Annotated in this window: 15 protein-coding genes and 1 tRNA gene; 10 read left to right on the top strand and 6 right to left on the bottom strand. The window is 70.8% G+C overall.

Features of this window, described 5'->3' with window-relative positions; genetic code table 11:
- The first annotated feature begins 155 nt into the window (after positions 1-155).
- Positions 156-554: a hypothetical protein gene (locus ACZ6NZ_RS04080; protein WP_366609950.1), complete on the top strand. Its 399-nt coding sequence runs from the start codon at positions 156-158 to the stop codon at positions 552-554.
- On the opposite strand, the gene ACZ6NZ_RS04075 is transcribed toward ACZ6NZ_RS04080, so the two are convergent.
- Positions 522-1,124, bottom strand: coding sequence for a hypothetical protein (locus ACZ6NZ_RS04075; RefSeq protein WP_465855520.1), 603 nt, complete (start codon positions 1,122-1,124; stop codon positions 522-524). The genes ACZ6NZ_RS04080 and ACZ6NZ_RS04075 overlap by 33 nt on opposite strands.
- Before the next feature lie 216 nt (positions 1,125-1,340).
- Between ACZ6NZ_RS04075 and ACZ6NZ_RS04070 the strand changes: the two genes are divergently transcribed.
- Positions 1,341-2,897: a S8 family peptidase gene (locus tag ACZ6NZ_RS04070; RefSeq protein ID WP_465855518.1), complete on the top strand. Its 1,557-nt coding sequence runs from the start codon at positions 1,341-1,343 to the stop codon at positions 2,895-2,897.
- 67 nt (positions 2,898-2,964) lie between these two features.
- On the opposite strand, the gene ACZ6NZ_RS04065 is transcribed toward ACZ6NZ_RS04070, so the two are convergent.
- The 3 genes from ACZ6NZ_RS04065 to ACZ6NZ_RS04055 all read right to left on the bottom strand — a co-directional run bounded on the left by ACZ6NZ_RS04065 (position 2,965) and on the right by ACZ6NZ_RS04055 (position 5,033).
- Positions 2,965-3,771, bottom strand: a complete 807-nt coding sequence (locus tag ACZ6NZ_RS04065; protein ID WP_366609944.1) for a WecB/TagA/CpsF family glycosyltransferase — start codon at positions 3,769-3,771, stop codon at positions 2,965-2,967.
- Entirely contained in the window at positions 3,768-4,883 is a 1,116-nt protein-coding gene (locus ACZ6NZ_RS04060; protein WP_357178852.1) for an NAD-dependent epimerase/dehydratase family protein, read from the bottom strand. Before ACZ6NZ_RS04060 ends, ACZ6NZ_RS04065 begins: the two co-directional genes overlap by 4 nt.
- 64 nt (positions 4,884-4,947) lie before the next feature.
- Positions 4,948-5,033 (bottom strand) — tRNA-Leu (locus ACZ6NZ_RS04055).
- 206 nt (positions 5,034-5,239) lie between these two features.
- On the opposite strand from ACZ6NZ_RS04055, the gene ACZ6NZ_RS04050 reads away from it, so the two are divergent.
- Genes ACZ6NZ_RS04050 through ACZ6NZ_RS04015 form a run of 8 tightly spaced genes read left to right on the top strand, consistent with a single transcriptional unit; the run spans position 5,240 to position 14,967 of the window.
- Positions 5,240-6,028, top strand: coding sequence for an FhaA domain-containing protein (locus ACZ6NZ_RS04050; RefSeq protein WP_007454122.1), 789 nt, complete (start codon positions 5,240-5,242; stop codon positions 6,026-6,028).
- Positions 6,029-6,034: 6 nt separating this feature from the next.
- The gene (locus tag ACZ6NZ_RS04045) at positions 6,035-6,520 is read left to right on the top strand and encodes an FHA domain-containing protein FhaB/FipA (RefSeq protein ID WP_366609941.1); all 486 of its coding nucleotides are present in this window, start codon (positions 6,035-6,037) and stop codon (positions 6,518-6,520) included.
- Positions 6,517-7,986, top strand: a complete 1,470-nt coding sequence (locus ACZ6NZ_RS04040) for a PP2C family protein-serine/threonine phosphatase (RefSeq protein WP_465855514.1) — start codon at positions 6,517-6,519, stop codon at positions 7,984-7,986. The genes ACZ6NZ_RS04045 and ACZ6NZ_RS04040 overlap by 4 nt, the downstream gene beginning before the upstream one ends.
- Before the next feature lie 30 nt (positions 7,987-8,016).
- Positions 8,017-9,510, top strand: a complete 1,494-nt coding sequence (locus ACZ6NZ_RS04035) for an FtsW/RodA/SpoVE family cell cycle protein (protein ID WP_465855512.1) — start codon at positions 8,017-8,019, stop codon at positions 9,508-9,510.
- Complete coding sequence (locus ACZ6NZ_RS04030; RefSeq protein WP_465855510.1) at positions 9,507-11,012, top strand: peptidoglycan D,D-transpeptidase FtsI family protein; 1,506 nt, start codon at positions 9,507-9,509, stop codon at positions 11,010-11,012. The genes ACZ6NZ_RS04035 and ACZ6NZ_RS04030 overlap by 4 nt, the downstream gene beginning before the upstream one ends.
- Position 11,013: 1 nt before the next feature.
- Positions 11,014-12,423 carry a serine/threonine-protein kinase gene (locus tag ACZ6NZ_RS04025; RefSeq protein ID WP_465855508.1) on the top strand — a complete coding sequence of 470 codons (1,410 nt, stop codon included), beginning with the start codon at positions 11,014-11,016 and terminating at the stop codon, positions 12,421-12,423.
- The gene (pknB, locus tag ACZ6NZ_RS04020; protein WP_465855506.1) at positions 12,420-14,246 is read left to right on the top strand and encodes a Stk1 family PASTA domain-containing Ser/Thr kinase; all 1,827 of its coding nucleotides are present in this window, start codon (positions 12,420-12,422) and stop codon (positions 14,244-14,246) included. The genes ACZ6NZ_RS04025 and pknB overlap by 4 nt, the downstream gene beginning before the upstream one ends.
- A 25-nt stretch (positions 14,247-14,271) precedes the next feature.
- Positions 14,272-14,967: a SanA/YdcF family protein gene (locus ACZ6NZ_RS04015; protein WP_465855504.1), complete on the top strand. Its 696-nt coding sequence runs from the start codon at positions 14,272-14,274 to the stop codon at positions 14,965-14,967.
- 51 nt (positions 14,968-15,018) lie between these two features.
- On the opposite strand, the gene ACZ6NZ_RS04010 is transcribed toward ACZ6NZ_RS04015, so the two are convergent.
- Together ACZ6NZ_RS04010 and ACZ6NZ_RS04005 are read right to left on the bottom strand one after the other, a co-directional pair.
- The gene (locus ACZ6NZ_RS04010) at positions 15,019-15,669 is read right to left on the bottom strand and encodes an aminodeoxychorismate/anthranilate synthase component II (RefSeq protein ID WP_465855502.1); all 651 of its coding nucleotides are present in this window, start codon (positions 15,667-15,669) and stop codon (positions 15,019-15,021) included.
- 3 nt (positions 15,670-15,672) lie between these two features.
- Positions 15,673-15,954 carry a hypothetical protein gene (locus ACZ6NZ_RS04005; protein ID WP_366609928.1) on the bottom strand — a complete coding sequence of 94 codons (282 nt, stop codon included), beginning with the start codon at positions 15,952-15,954 and terminating at the stop codon, positions 15,673-15,675.
- Between the last annotated feature and the right edge of the window lie 3 nt (positions 15,955-15,957).

Below are 15,957 nucleotides of genomic sequence, written 5' to 3'. Positions count from 1 at the left end.
GGTAGGGGCGGCTCACTTCCGCGTCGCGGCAGGAGTCGACCAGGTTCCGTCGGGATTCCCGTCGCCAGAGCGTCCCCGTCTCGTTGAACCGGTCGGTACGGCGCTGGTCGACGACCCGCCGCACCGACCCGCAACCGAGCGAGTAGGCGAGACGGATGACGACGATCGGTTCAGACAACCTCACCACCGGTCCGGCCAAGCCGGAGCGGTTCGGTGGCAAGTACCGCGGCGCTCGTCGGGACACGGTTCTGACCGAGGTGGTCTCGACCGACCAGGAGTTGAGCGGGCGGGAGGACGCGTCCGAGACGACGGATCCTCCGCTGTCGCTGCCCTCACTGGACCCGAACCCGCTGATCGAGCCGTCGTTCCCGCCGGCGGGCTGGCCGATGGAGCCGGCCGAGTCCCTGGCGGACCACCCGTTGCTGCGTGGTCTGCTGATGGAGTTGCCGCCGAAGGGCACAGTGCCCTCGCAGGACTGGCTGGACCGCTGGTTCGAGGCGACCAGGTCGATCCTGGAACTGCTATACGTGCAGAGCGCCAGCCGCCCGCGTTGACCCTGCGACGGCGGGCTGGGCCCGCTCCGCGAGGCGGTTGTGGCGTAGCGCGTGCCGGACCCCGATGACGATCACCGCAAGCGCGCCCACGGTGATCGCCGGCCCGGTGAGGCCGGGGTCGGCCCCGAGGTCGGCGCCGGCGGCGGCGGCGATCAATGCCGGCACCGTGGCCAGGGCGGTGACCTGTAGCGGCAGCCCGACGAGTGGGTGGGCCGCGGCGGCGCGCAGCCCGTGCGGCGCGGGGGTGGCGGGGGCACTGGCGAACGCGCCCGCGCCCGCCCACAGCCGGCGGATCCGGCGTACCGAGCAGGCTGTCGCCACGAGCGCCGGGCCGGCGGCCAGTGTGAGCCCGGCGGCGGCCCGGTCGATCGGTGCGGTGCCGGCGCTGAACAGCCCGCCGCCGAGCACGACGGCGGTGAGCGCCACGCCGGTGAGGGCCAGCATCAGCAACCATCCGGTACGCCGACGCAGGATGCGGGTGTTGCGCAGCCGGGGAAGGCCGTCGGCAACGACGCCGGCGGCCAGCCAGACGGCGGCGACCGGGAGCAGGATGGTGAGCTGACTCTCCATGTTCGAGAGTCTTTCCCGAATCCGGGCGGAGCGAATCCGGGCGTGCCCCCCGTTCGCCCCGGACGCCGGGCCCGTAGGGGGGTCATCACTCGAAGGTATGGCCGTTTCGACATGTTCAACTGCCCGACGGCTGACTTACCCTCAGCTAGATCGGCGAGTGTCGATTGATGTTGGACCGGTGGTCACGTTCCACCACCGGTCAGAGGGAGGTAGGAAATGGGTCTTCCACGAAGGTCCGTACTGATCGGGGTGGCCGCGGCGACCGTGCTGGCCGTCGGTACCCCGGCCCTGGCCGCCGAACCCGTGGGTGTGGTTCGGGCCGCCGGCGGAGCCACCGCCGTGCCGGACAGCTACATCGTCGTACTCAAGGACAGCGCCGTGGCCCGGGACCGGGTCGGCGACACGGCGAAGCGGCTCTCCGGCCGTCACGGCGGCACCGTGGCCCGCACCTACGGCGCGGCGCTGCGCGGCTTCGAGGCCAAGGTGAACGCACGCGCGGCGGCGCGGATCGCGACCGACCCGGATGTGGCGTACGTCGAGCAGAACCACACCGTCTCGATCTCCGGCACGCAGACCAACCCGCCCTCCTGGGGCCTCGACCGGATCGACCAGCGCAACCTGCCGTTGGACAGCTCCTACACCTACCCGAACACGGCGAGCAACGTGCACGCCTACATCATCGACACCGGCATCCGGTTCTCCCACAGCGACTTCGGCGGTCGGGCCACCTCCGGCTACGACGCGGTGGACGGCGGGTCGGCCGACGACTGCAACGGGCACGGCACGCATGTGGCCGGCACCGTCGGCGGGTCCGCGTACGGGGTGGCCAAGGCCGTGCAGCTCGTCGGCGTACGGGTGCTGAACTGCTCCGGCAGTGGCACCAACGCCGGTGTGATCGGCGGCGTCGACTGGGTCACCGCGAACGCGATCAAGCCGGCGGTGGCGAACATGAGCCTCGGCGGCGGTGCGAACAGCTCGCTGGACAACGCCGTCCGCAACTCGATCGCCTCGGGTGTCACGTACGGCCTGGCGGCCGGCAACGACAGCGGCGCGAACGCCTGCAACACCTCGCCGGCGCGCACCACCGAGGCCATCACTGTGGGCTCGACCACCAGCTCGGACGCCCGGTCGTCGTTCTCCAACGTCGGCACCTGCCTGGACATCTTCGCGCCCGGCTCGTCGATCACCTCGGCCTGGTACACCAGCAACACCGCCACCAACACCATCAGCGGCACCTCGATGGCCACCCCGCACGTGGTCGGAGCGGCGGCCCTGGTGGCCAGCGCCAACCCGACCTGGACCCCGGCTCAGGTCCGCAACCAACTGGTGGCCAACGCCACGCCGAACGTGGTGAGCAACCCCGGCTCGGGCTCGCCGAACCTGCTGCTCTACGTGGGTACCGGCAGCACCCCGCCGCCGCCCACCGGCTGCACCGGCACCAACGGCACCGACGTCTCGATCCCGGACGCCGGCTCGGCGGTGACCAGCTCGATCACCATCTCCGGCTGCGGCCGCAACGCCTCCTCGGCCTCCACCGTGGCGGTGAACATCGTGCACACCTACCGCGGTGATCTGGTCATCGACCTGCTCGCCCCGGACGGCAGCTCGTACCGGCTGAAGAACAGCAGCACTTCGGACAGCGCCGACAACGTGAACGCCACGTACACGGTCAACGTGTCCGGTGAGGCCGCCGACGGCGTCTGGCGTCTCCAGGTGCGGGACACCTACTCGGCCGACACCGGCTACATCAACACCTGGACCCTGACCGTCTGATCGGAATCTGACGACACGAGGCCCCACCCGGCACTCCGGGTGGGGCCTCGCATCGTACGGATCGGACTCAGACCGAGAAGGTGGCCGGCCGCTCGGTGGCCGGGGCCGGCGGACGGGCCTTCCACAGGCCGACCTTCTGCGCGGCGAGCCGGCTCAGGTAGGCCGGGTTGAGGATGACGTAGCGGCGCCAGAGCCGCTTCGGCTCCAGACCGAGGCGCCAGAACCACTCAAGGCCGGCGCGCTGCATCCACGGCGGGGGCTGGCGCAGCAGCCCGGCGTGGTAGTCGAAGGCCGCGCCGACCGCCATCAGCGGCATGTCGAGCAGCGGCCGCATGGCGTACGTGAAGACCTCCTGGCGCGGGCAGCCGAGCCCGACCAGCACCAACCGGGCACCACTGGACCGGATCCGGTCGGCGATCTCGGCGTCCTCACCGGGTTGGACGGCACGGAACTTGGACGGCTCCACCCCGGCGATCTTCAGCGCCGGGAACATCCGCTCCAGGGCCGGGATCAACCGGGCGAGGGTCTCCTCGGTCGAGCCGTACAGGTAGACCGGCAGCCCTTCGTCGGCGAAGCGCGACAGCACGTGCAGGGTCAGGGTCGGCCCGTACACCCGGTCGCTGAGCCCCGCGTGGTGCAGCAGGTTGAGCGCCCACCGCACCGGCTGCCCGTCCGGCGTCACCACGTCGAAGGAGTTGAGCCGCGCGTTGTGCGCCGGGTCGAGCACCCCCGTCATCACACCGTGCACCGCCAACGCGGTCAGCGCGAGAGGACGCCGTTCGTGTGCCGCGGTCACCACCGCGTCGGTCGCCGTGGCGTAGTCGGTGGCGTCGACCAGGACGCCGAGCACATTGCGCTTCGTCCGGGCGCTCACGGCTGGGCCACCCACTTGTCCACGTTGGCCTCGTAGATCTCCCGAAGGATCATCGGCACGTCGTAGGTGATCTTCCAGTCCGGATACTGCGCCTCGAACCGGGCCATGCTGCTCACGTACCACTGGTGGTCACCGGTGCGGTTCTGCTCGACGTAGTTGATCCGCGCCTCGCGGCCGGTGATCTCCTCCGCGATCCGGAACGCCTCGATGTGCGAGGTGTTGGAGTGCCGGCCGCCACCGAGGTTGTAGACCTCCGCGGATCGGGGGGCCCGGAAGAACGCCTCGAACGCGGTCAGCACGTCGTGCGAGTGGATCGCGTCCCGGACCATCTTGCCCTTGTAGCCGAAGAGGTTGTACGTCCGGCCCTCCATGACGCAGCGCATCAGGTAGGCCAGGAACCCGTGCAGCTCGGCGGCGGAGTGCGCCGGGCCGGTCAGCGTACCGCCCCGGAAGCAGGCGGTCTTCATGTCGAAGTAGCGCCCGTACTCCTGGACCATCACGTCCGCGGCGACCTTGGAGGCGCCGAAGACCGAGTGCAGTGAGTGGTCGATCGACATCTCTTCGGTGATGCCCTGGTACCAGCGGTGGTCCTCGGGCAACTCGTACCGGGTCTCCAACTCGACGAGCGGCAGGCTGTTGGGCCGGTCGCCGTACACCTTGTTGGTCGAGCAGTGGATGAACGGCGCGTCGATCGCGTGCCGGCGGGTGTTCTCCAGGATGTTGAGCGTGCCGCCGGCGTTCACGTCGAAGTCCGTGTACGGCTCCTTGGCCGCCCAGTCATGGCTCGGCTGGGCAGCGCTGTGGATCACCACTGCGATGTCCGAGCCGTACTTCTTGAACACCTGCTCCAGGCCGTCCCGGTCCCGGATGTCCACCGCGAAGTGGGTGTAGGCGTTACCCAGATCACGGCCCAGCCGTTCCAGGCTCCACGAGGTGGAGCCGTCCTCGCCGAAGAAGTACCGGCGCATGTCGTTGTCGATGCCGACGACGTCCAGACCGAGGCCGGCGAAATGCCGGACCGCTTCGGAGCCGATCAGACCACCCGACCCTGTCACCAACGCGACACTCACACGCCACTCCTGGTCCATCGGAGGCAGAATCCATCGGAGCATAGCGTGACGTCCAGCACGCCCCGATATGACGGAAGGGCCCCGCATGATGCGGAGCCCTCGTCGTTGGTGGGGATGGGGGGAGTTGAACCCCCACGCCCTTTCGGGCACACGGACCTGAACCGTGCGCGTCTGCCATTCCGCCACATCCCCGTGGCACAACCCGGAACACTTTAGCTGCCCGGCCCCGCTGTCTCCAACGGGCCTCGGGAATACTACGCTGTCCCTGACGCTCGCCCCGAACGATTACCGTTCGTGGCGGACGAAAGATTAGCACGACAATCCCGACCCTTCCGAGCGGGTCGAGAGCAGCCGGCCGAGCGGCGTGTGAGCTGCGCGCGCGCCGGCCGGATACCATCATGTCCTCGGGACCCGAGGAGGAGCCGGTGAGCGTGCTGCAACGCTTCGAGAAGCGTCTGGAAGGCCTGGTAGAAGGGGCCTTCGCCAAGGTCTTCAAAGGGGTGGTCCACCCCGTGGAGATCCTCAACGCCATGCAGCGGGAGGCCGAGGCGCACAAGGCGATCCTGGCCGGTGGGCGCACGTTGGTGCCCAACCGCTACGTGATCGATCTCTCGCCGTTCGACCACAGTCGGCTGGCGCCGTACGCCGCCGCGCTGGCCCAGGAGTTGGCCCAGTCGCAGGCGGAGTTCATCGGCGAGCAGGCGTGGACGGTCTACGGCGACGTGATCGTCGAGATCGAGCGAGGCGAGGGCCTGGACACGGGCATGTTCCGTGTCACGGCCGAGGTCTACACCGGCGGCGAGGTCGCCCCGGTGTCGGCACCCGGCTACGACGCCGGCCCGCCCGCCTACCCCGCGTACGACCAGGGCGGTGGCTACGGCCCTCCGCCCGGGCACGGTGGCGGTCGCAACGTGCGGCTGGTCTCCGGAGACGGTCGCACCTACCCCCTCCAGATGGGGTCGACGGTGATCGGTCGCGGCGACCAGGCGAACCTGCGTCTGCCCGACGTCGGCATCTCCCGGCGACACGCCCGGCTGGATTTCGACGGCGGTCAGGTCGTGCTGACCGACCTGGGTTCGACCAACGGCACCATGGTGAACGGGCAGCGGGTCTCCGCCGTCGCGCTCAACCCCGGTGACATGGTCCAGCTCGGGACGACGACGCTGACCTTCCGCGTGGACGGCTGACCCGCCTTGCCGGAACTGGTCATCACCGTTGCCCGGTTCGGGTTCCTGATCCTGCTGTGGATCTTCGTGTTCACGGTGGTCGGCGTGATCCGCAGGGACCTCTTCGCGGGCGCCCGGTCCGGTCGTCTGGTGGCCGCGCCACGCGCGGTGGGCGCCTCGACGGGGCAGGGGGCCAAGCCAGCGAAGGTGAAACGTGGCAGAGCGGCGCACCAACTGGTGGTGACGGCCGGTCAGCTGGCCGGCACCAAAATCACTCTCGGGGAAGCGCAGATCACCATCGGTCGGGCTGAGGACTCCACCCTGGTCATCACCGACGACTACGCCTCCGCGCGACACGCCCGGCTCGTGCCGCGTGAGGGGCAGTGGTACGTCGAGGACCTCGGCTCGACTAACGGCACGTACCTCGATCGCGCTAAGGTCTCCGGACCAACCCCCGTCCCCCTCGGCGTGCCGATCCGGATCGGCCGCACTTCCCTCGAATTACGGCCATGACTCTGACCCTGCGCTATGCGGCCCACAGCGACCGCGGTCTGATCCGAGACGGCAATCAAGACTCCGTCTACGCCGGGCCGCGGTTACTCGCCGTTGCCGACGGCATGGGCGGTATGGCCGCCGGTGACGTCGCCAGCAACATCGTCATCGGTGCCATGGCGCCGCTCGACGAGGACGTCCCAGGGGACGCTCTCGTCGACGCGTTGCGTTCGGCAGTGGGCACCGCCAACCAACAACTCCGCGACACAGTGGACGCCAACCCGCAGTTGGAGGGGATGGGCACCACGCTGACGGCGACCCTCTTCACCGGCAGCAAGCTGGGGATGGTCCACATTGGCGACTCGCGGGCCTACCTGCTGCGCAATGGCGAGTTCGCGCAGATCACCAAGGACGACACCTACGTCCAGATGCTGGTCGACGAGGGCCGCATCAGCGCCGAGGAGGCGAGCAGCCACCCGCAGCGGTCGCTGCTCACCCGCGCCCTCGACGGTCGGGACATCGACCCGGAATACTCGGTCCGCCAGGTCATGCCCGGCGACCGGTACCTGATCTGCAGCGACGGCCTCTCGGGTGTGGTCAGCGCCGAAACCATCGGCGAGACCCTGCGGGAGTACACCGACCCGCAGCAGTGCGTCGAGCGGCTGGTGCAGCTCGCGCTGCGCGGCGGTGGGCCGGACAACATCACGGTGATCATCGCCGACGCCACCGACCAGGACATCGTCGAGGCGACCCCGATCGTGGGCGGCGCCGCCGCCCGGGACCGGGGCATGGCGACCTCCGCCGACGACTCGACTCCGGCCGCCCGAGCCTCGGCGCTCTCCGCGCCGCGTCCGGCCGCGCCCGAGGAGCCGGCAGCCTCCGACGATGACGCCGACCGGCCGAAGCGACGCCCGGTCCGGACCGCCGCCATGGCGCTGGCTCTGCTGGTGATCGTCGGCGGTGCGTCGTTCGGCGGTTGGACGTACACCCAGCGGCAGTACTACGTGGGAGCCACCGAAGAGGGCCAGGTCGCCGTCTTCCGCGGTGTCCAGGGTCAGATCGCCGGGATGGATTTGTCCAGCGTGCACCGCCGCAGCGGCACCCGCCTGGACGACCTCACCGTCGCCGCGCAGGACACCGTCAAGGTCGGCATCCGGGCCAAGAGTGAGCCGGACGCCGAGCGTCAGCTCGCCGAGCTGACCAGCGACACGCCGAGCAACCCCAACCTGAAGCCGCTCTGCCCGCTCGACCCGACCGCCGTCGGGGTCGCCACGCCGACGCCGACCCCGCTCGGTGCGACGCCGACCCCGAACGGCAGCCCGAGCGCCAACGCGTCGCCGACCCCCAACGGGGTTGTCAGCGCAAGCCCGACCGCCGGTGCCACCACAGCTCTCGGTGGGGCCGGCGCGACCACCACACCCGACGTCACGCCCTCCGACTCGGCCACGCCGGCGCTCGACCCGGCCGGCTGCCGGTCTCCTGAGTGAGCGTCGGCTGAGATCCTGAGGACTCCACCCGTGACCGTAGCGGCCACACCGGCACCCTCGCCCGCCACCGCGGGCGAGCAATCCGGCGTACGCCTGGCGCGGTCGCGCCGCAACGCCGAGCTGTACCTGCTGTTGCTGGCGATGGTGCTGGTGGCCGCGTACGGGGCGACCGTCGAGGCGAACCTGCTGGACACGGTCACCTCGGACTTCTGGATGCCGGCCGCCGCGCTCGGCGCGGTCTTCCTCGGCCTGCACCTGGTCATCCGGTTCCTGGCCCCGTTCGCCGACCCGGCGCTGCTGCCGGCGGTGGCCCTGCTCAACGGGCTCGGGGTGGGCTTCCTGCGTCGGATCGACCTGGGTGACGCCCCGGTGGCCGAACGCGAGAGCCTGGCCGTCTTCGCGGGGCAGGGCGGGCGTCAGTTGGCCTGGACGCTCGGTGCGGTGATCCTCGCCGCCGCCCTGCTGGCGATCATGCGTGACCACCGGTCGATCTCGCGCTACGCGTACACCCTGGGGTTGGCCGGCATCGTGCTGGTGATGATCCCGGCGGTGCTGCCGTCGAGCATCTCCGAGATCAACGGCGCGAAGCTGTGGGTCCGGGTCGGCAGCTTCTCCATCCAGCCGGGTGAGTTCGCCAAGCTGGCGCTGCTGGTCTTCTTCGCCTACTACCTGGTGCGCAAGCGTGAGGTGCTCTCGCTGGCCAGTCGGCGCTTCCTCGGCATCGACTTTCCGCGTGGCCGCGACCTCGGGCCGGTGGTCGGCGTCTGGCTGATCAGCGTCCTGGTGCTGGTCTTCGAGAAGGACCTGGGCACCTCGCTGCTCTACTTCGGCATGTTCGTGGTGACGCTCTACATCGCCACCGAACGGGTCAGCTGGCTGCTGATCGGCCTGGTCCTCTTCTTCGGCGGCGCGTACCTCGCCTACGTCCTCGGCTCGACGGTCGGCGGGCCGTTCGCCAACTTCTACGTGCGGGCGGAGATCTGGCTCGACCCGTTCGCCGACCCGACCAACAAGGGCTACCAGCTCGTGCAGGGCCTGCTGGCCCTGGGCACGGGCGGGCTCTTCGGTGCCGGGCCGGGCGGCGGTCAGCCGGAGATCCTGCCCGAGGTGCAGAACGACTTCATCTTCGCCGGCATCGGTGAGGAGATCGGCCTCTTCGGTCTCTCCGCGCTGCTGGTCGTCTACCTGCTCATCGTGGAGCGCGGGCTGCGCGCCGCGCTGGCGGTACGGGACTCGTTCGGCAAGCTGCTGGCCGGCGGTCTCGCGTTCACCCTCGGCCTCCAGGTCTTCGTGATCGTCGGCGGGATCAGCAAGCTCATCCCGCTGACTGGTCAGACCACCCCGTTCCTGTCCGCCGGCGGGTCGTCGTTGATGGCCAACTGGCTGCTCATCGCGGTGCTGCTGCGGGTCTCCGACGGCGCCCGCCGACCGGTGACCGGCGGAGGCGGCGGCAAGGCGGCTCGTCCCAGCGGTGGCCCGCCCGAGCAGCTGCACGGTGCTCCCACGGAGGTGATCAAGCCGTGAACGCACCCCTGCGCCGCGTTGGCGTCGTCGTCATGGTCCTGTTCGGTCTGCTCTTCGCCAACCTCAACTGGATCCAGGCCTACAAGGCGGATGAGTACCGGACCAGCGACTACAACGGTCGGGTCCAGGTCGCCGAGTACGACCGCAAGCGCGGCAACATCGAGGCCGGCGGCACGGCCCTGGCCACCAGCAAGGAAACCACCGGCAACCTGAAGTTCCGGCGTACCTATCCCAGCGGCGCCAAGTACGCCCACGTGCTCGGTTACAAGCCGGTCAACCTGGCCGACCAGGGCATCGAGCGGACGGAGAACGACTTCCTGGCCGGCACCAGCGACCAGCTGATCGGCGACCGGTTGAAGGACATGTTCACCGGCGACGACACCGGCGGCGGCAACGTGCTGCTCTCGCTCTCCAAGCGGGCCCAGGACGTGGCGTACGACCAGCTGCGCAACAACGAGGTGGGTGCGAAGCGGGGCGCGGCGATCGCCATCGACCCGCGTACCGGTGCCGTCCAGGCGTTGGTCTCGATGCCGAGCTTCGACCCGAACCCGCTGGCCAGCCACGACACCAACGAGGCGACGGTGGCGTACCAGAAGCTGGAGCAGGACCCGGCCGGACCGCTGAAGAACCGCGCGCTCTCCGAGACGCTGCCGCCGGGCTCCACGTTCAAGATCGTGGTAGCCGCGGCGGCCCTGGAGAACGGCATCACCAAGTCCACCCAGATCCCGGCCGGTTCCAGCTACACCCCGCCCACCTCGGGCACCCCGATCAAAAACGCCGCCGCCTCGATCTGCCCGGAGCCGAAGGTCACCCTGCTGGACGCGGTCACCGAGTCGTGCAACACCGGCTTCGCGCAGCTCGGCGTGCGGCTCGGAGCCGACACCATCAAGGAGAAGGCCCGGCAGTTCGGCTTCGAGCAGGAGGACCTCACCGTCGGTCACCTCGGTGAGGGCGGCCTGCCCACGGCGGCCAGTCGGACCGGGACCATCCAGAACCCGGACGGCAGCACGGACCCGGCCGCGCTGGCCCAGTCCTCGATCGGCCAGAACAACGTCCGGATGACCCCGCTGGAAGGCGCCATGATCGCTGGCGCGATCGCGAACAACGGCAGCCAGATGCGGCCGTACCTGGTCCGGCAGCTGCTCGCGCCGGACCGGACCACCAGTTACTACAGCGCGAAGGCGCGTGAGCTGCGCCAGCCCGTCGAGCCGCAGGTCGCCGCCGACCTGCGCGAGATGATGGTCAGCGTGGTCCGGAACGGCACCGGCAAGAACGCCGCGATCAACGGCTACACGGTCGGCGGTAAGACCGGCACCGCCCAGTCCGCCCCGGACCGGCCCGACCACGGCTGGTTCATCGGCTTCGCCCTGGACAAGAACGGCAACCCGGTCTCCGCGGTCTGCGTGATGCTGGAGCAGGCCGGCCCGGGTGGCAGCGCCGAGGCGGCTCGGATCGCCGGCCAGGTCATGAAGGCCGCCATCGCCGACCCAGGGGGTCGCTGACATGCTCAGCCCCGGCGTGCAGCTCGGCAACCGCTACCGTCTCGACGAGCGGATCGCCAGCGGCGGCATGGGCGACGTCTGGCGCGGCACCGACCAGGTGCTCGGCCGGACGGTCGCGGTGAAGAGCCTGCTCCCCGCCCTGCTCGACGACCCGGACTTCGGCGAGCGGTTCCGCGGCGAAGCCCGCACCATGGCCACCATCAACCATCCCGGCGTGGTGGACGTCTACGACTTCGGCAACGACCAGCAGATCGCCTTCCTGGTCATGGAGTACGTCGAGGGTGACGCCCTGTCGTCCACGTTGAGCCGGGTCGGCCGACTCACCCCGGCGCGGACGATGGCCCTCGTCGCGCAGGCCGCCGACGCGTTGCACGCCGCCCACGAGAAGGGCATCGTGCACCGCGACGTGAAGCCGGGCAACCTGCTGGTCCGGCCGAACGGCACGCTGGTGCTGACCGACTTCGGCATCGCCCGCTCCGACCTGGTGGGCCAGCTCACGGCCGCCGGTTCGGTGCTCGGCACCGCCTCGTACATCTCGCCGGAGCAGGCCACCGGCGGTGTGGCCACTCCGGCCTCCGACGTCTACGCCCTGGGCGTGGTCGCCTACCAGTGCCTGGCCGGTCGGCGGCCGTTCGAGGGCGACAACCCCCTCGACATCGCGATGCGGCACGTCCGGGAGACCCCCCGGCCACTGCCGGCCGACATCCCTCCGCAGGTGCGCGCCCTGGTCGAACGGGCGTTGGCGAAGGATCCGGCCGCCCGCTGGCCGAGCGCCGCCGCACTCGCCGGGGTCGCCCGTCAGCTCAAGGCCGCGCTCTCCCAGCAGGCTCGGGCCGGCGCCAACTCCGGGCCGGTGTCCGCGGCGCCCGCCTCGCCGGCCGCGCCGGGTCGGGCCCAGGTGCCGCAGGCGCACCAGATGCGTCCGCCGACGGCCCGCCCGCCGGTGGCCGGAGCGAGGCCGACCGCTGTCGCGCCCGCCCAACAGCCCCGCCCCACCGCCGTCGCGCCGGCCGTCCAGCCCGTCCGTGCGCAGGGCGCTCCGAACGGTTACCCACGCGGTGCGGCAGCGGTGCCGTCCGGGCCGCCCCGGCAGGAACACCCGCCGGCGTACGCCCGGCAGGCCGGCCCGGTGACGCCGTCACCCCAGCCCCAGCGGTCCCGGCCTGGAATGGTGCTTCTCGCCATCCTGCTGGCCGTGCTGGTCCTGCTCTGCTCTGGCGTGATTTCCTACAACCTGCGGAAGCAGTCGCAGGACGGCGCATCCGCCGGGCTTGCGCCGCGCACCGTGACGACCGGCGCGCTACGACTCGACGGGCGCGACGATCCGACCCGGACGTCGTACCGTCGGGAGGTACGACTCCAGCCGGGCGACGGCGGGACGACGACGAGCGAAGGACGACAGACGCGATGACAGCGCAGGCCCGCCTGCTCGGTGGCAGGTACCAGGTCGGCGAGCTGCTCGGCTATGGCGGCATGGCCGAGGTGCACCGTGGTCGCGATCTCCGGCTCGGTCGGGACGTCGCGATCAAGATGCTCCGCACCGACCTCGCCCGGGACGCGACGTTCCAGATGCGGTTCCGTCGGGAGGCGCAGAACGCTGCCTCGCTCAACCACCCGGCCATCGTGGCGGTCTACGACACCGGCGAGGAGACCGCGCCGACCGGTGAGACGCTGCCGTTCATCGTCATGGAGTTCGTCAACGGGCGGACCTTGAAGGAGGTCCTCGGCGTCGAGGGGCGACTGCAACCGCGCCGTGCGCTGGAGATCTGCGCCGACATGTGCGCCGCCCTGGAGTTCAGCCACCGGCACGGGATCATCCACCGGGACATCAAGCCCGGCAACGTGATGCTCACCCAGACCGGCCAGGTCAAGGTGATGGACTTCGGCATCGCCCGGGCGTTGGCCAGCGGTGCGACCACCATGACCCAGACCAGCGCGGTCATCGGTACGGCACAGTACCTCTCCCCGGAGCAGGCGCGCGGCGAGGCCGTCGACGCCCGTTCCGACGTGTACGCGGCCGGGTGTGTGCTCTTCGAGCTGGTCTGCGGGCACCCGCCGTTCGTCGGGGACAGCCCGGTCAGCGTCGCCTACCAGCACGTACGGGAGACGCCGCCGACGCCGAGCGACATCAACCCGGACGTCACCCCGGCGGTCGACGCGATCGTGCTCAAGGCGCTGTCGAAGAACCCGCTCAACCGCTACCAGAGCGCTGGCGAGATGCGGGCCGACCTGCTCCGTGCCGCTGCCGGCCGGCCCGTGCTGGCCACTCCGGTGCTGCGCGAGGCGGAGACGGTGGCGATGGCCCCGGCCGGCGGTGGGGGCGGCGGCTACCCGGCGCCCGGCCGTGGGCCGCAGACCGGGCAGATCCCGGCCCGGGTGGGCGACCCCCGTCAGCGCAAGGCGTCCTCGTTCCTGATCGCGATGTTCAGCGCGGTCGGCGTGCTGGCGGTGATCGCCCTGGTTGCCGCCCTGCTCTGGGACCAGCAACAGAAGGGCAACGACCTGAAGTCGGTGCCCACCCTCACCGGCAAGGCCCGGGACGTGGCGATCGCCGAGATTCAGAAGGCCGGTCTGTCACCACAGGTGGGTGACCCGGTGCTGGCAAGTGACTGCACCGAGGGCACCGTCGTTCAGCAGAACCCGGTGCCCACCACCCAGGTGAAGCAGAACGGCACCGTCACCATCCGGATCTGTGGCGGTAAGCCCGAGGTGCGGGTTCCTGCCGGGCTCAAGGGCAGCAAGCAGGAGAGCGCCAAGGCCCGGCTCACCGAGGCGAAGCTCACGTTCGAGGTCGTGACGGTGAACGCCGAGGCGAGCCAGGACGAGGTTCTCAGCGTCGACCCGCCCGAAGGTGAGAGCGTTCCCGAAGGCACGAAGGTGAAGCTCACGGTCTCGAGGGGCAACGTCCGGGAGGTGCCGGACGTCGTCGGGTTGAGCCAGGAGGAGGCCACCCGCGTTCTCCGCAACGACGGCTTCACTGTCGTCGTGCAGAACGGGCCGGAGGTGCCCGCCGACCAGGCGGGGAAGGTCACCGACCAGAGCCCGAACGGCAAGGAGAAGAAGCCCACCGGCACGAGGGTGACGATCAAGGTGAGTCAACCCGAGCCGGAGACCGACCCGACGCCGACGGGCACACCGTCGGGCACGCCGTCGGGCACGCCGAGCACTCCTCCCGGCGGCGGGGGCGGCATCGGCCTGCCGATCCCACCTCCGCCGGGCCGGGCCCAGGACTAGGGCCCAGGCCACCCGCGGGCATCGGATGACCGAGACGGCAGCGTCACCGGCCGGGGCGGTACGGCGGTGGCCTCGCCGCGTCCGCCGGCTGGCCGTCGCGGGTCTCGTCGTGCTGGTGCTCGCCAGTTCCCCGTGGCTGTGGACGACGCTCGCCGCACGCGGGCACGTGTACGCCGCCGCCGACGCGCCGGCCGCCGACGTGGTGATCGTGCTCGGCACCGAGGTGGCGGCCGATCGGCAGCGACCGGGGGACCGTCTCGCCGGCCGCCTGGACACCGCCGCCGAACTGGTGACCAGCGGGCGGGCCACCGTCGTCCTGGTGTCGGGCGACGGCGGCGGGGCGTCCGGCGACGAGCCGGCGGTGATGACGACGTACCTCGCCGAGCGTGGCGTCGACAGGCGTCGGGTGGTGGCCGACCCGTTCGGCCTGGACACCTACGACAGTTGCGCGAGAGCGCGCGAGGTGTACGGCGTCGAGCGGGCCCTGATCGTCACCCAGTCCTACCACCTGTCCCGGGCGGTGACGCTGTGCCGGCAGCTCGGCGTCGACGTCGACGGGGTGACTGCCCGCTGCGACGGTTGTGGCGCCGCACTGCTGGCCGAGAAGTCGGTCCGGGACTACTTCGCCAGTGGCAAGGCGGCGTTGGACGCGGTGCGCGGCCGACCGCCGGCGGTGCGTTCGCCGGCGAATTCCGCGGTCCAGGACGCGCTACGCGGCTGACGGCCCCTGCGGGGTCCGACGGTCCGGTGTCGGGCCCTGAACGTCCGGCTCTCAGGCCGTGGCGAAGGCCGCCAGACGGCGGGCGTCCACCTCGGCGGCCAACGCGGGAGCGCGCTCCAGCGCCTCGGGATGGCCGCAACTGGCCAGCCAGTTGGCCAGCATCAGGTGGCCGCCCTCGGTGAGCACCGACTCCGGGTGGAACTGGACGCCTTCGATGGGCAGCGTCCGGTGCCGCATCGCCATCACCACGCCGGAGCCGGTCCAGCCGGTGACCTCCAGCTCGTCGGGGAGCGTCTCGGGCAGCACGGCGAGCGAGTGGTACCGGGTGGCGGTGAACGGGTCGGGCAGGCCGGCGAGTACGCCGACCGAGTTGTGGCGTACCTCGGAGGTCTTGCCGTGCAGCAGCTCCGGTGCGCGCGTCACCGTCGCCCCGAAGGCTTCACCGATGGCCTGGTGGCCGAGGCAGACGCCGAAGATCGGCAGCTGGCCCGCGTACTCCCGGATGACGTCCAGGCAGATGCCGGCGCGGTCCGGGCTGCCCGGACCGGGCGAGAGCAGGATGCCGTCCGCGCCGAGCGTGCCCACCTCGGCGACGTCGATCTCGTCGTTGCGGCGGACCTCGCAGTCCACGCCGAGCTGGCCAAGGTACTGCACCAGGTTGAACACGAAGGAGTCGTAGTTGTCGATCACCAGGACGCGCATCGGTCACCTGCTCGGAGAGGGGGGCGCGGGGTTGTTCTGATCGGTGTCGTACGGCAGTTCGTGCTCGTCACCGGCCGGGGTCTCCCCGGTCACCGGGTCGCCGCCGCCACCCGTCTCGGCAGGTACGCCGGATTCGACCTGCACGTCGTCGAAGGGCAGCAGGGGCTCGGCCCACGGGAAGGCGACGTACCACAGCAGGGCCACCGTGGCGGCCACCAGGAGCACCGAGCCGGTCAACTTCCCGACCAGGCCGAACGGCAGCTTGCGCCAGATGAACGCGTACACCGG

Source organism: Micromonospora sp. NPDC047756 (assembly GCF_055587245.1).
The sequence above is the reverse complement of the archived record's forward strand: the minus strand, read 5'-3'. Positions and strand labels throughout refer to the sequence as shown.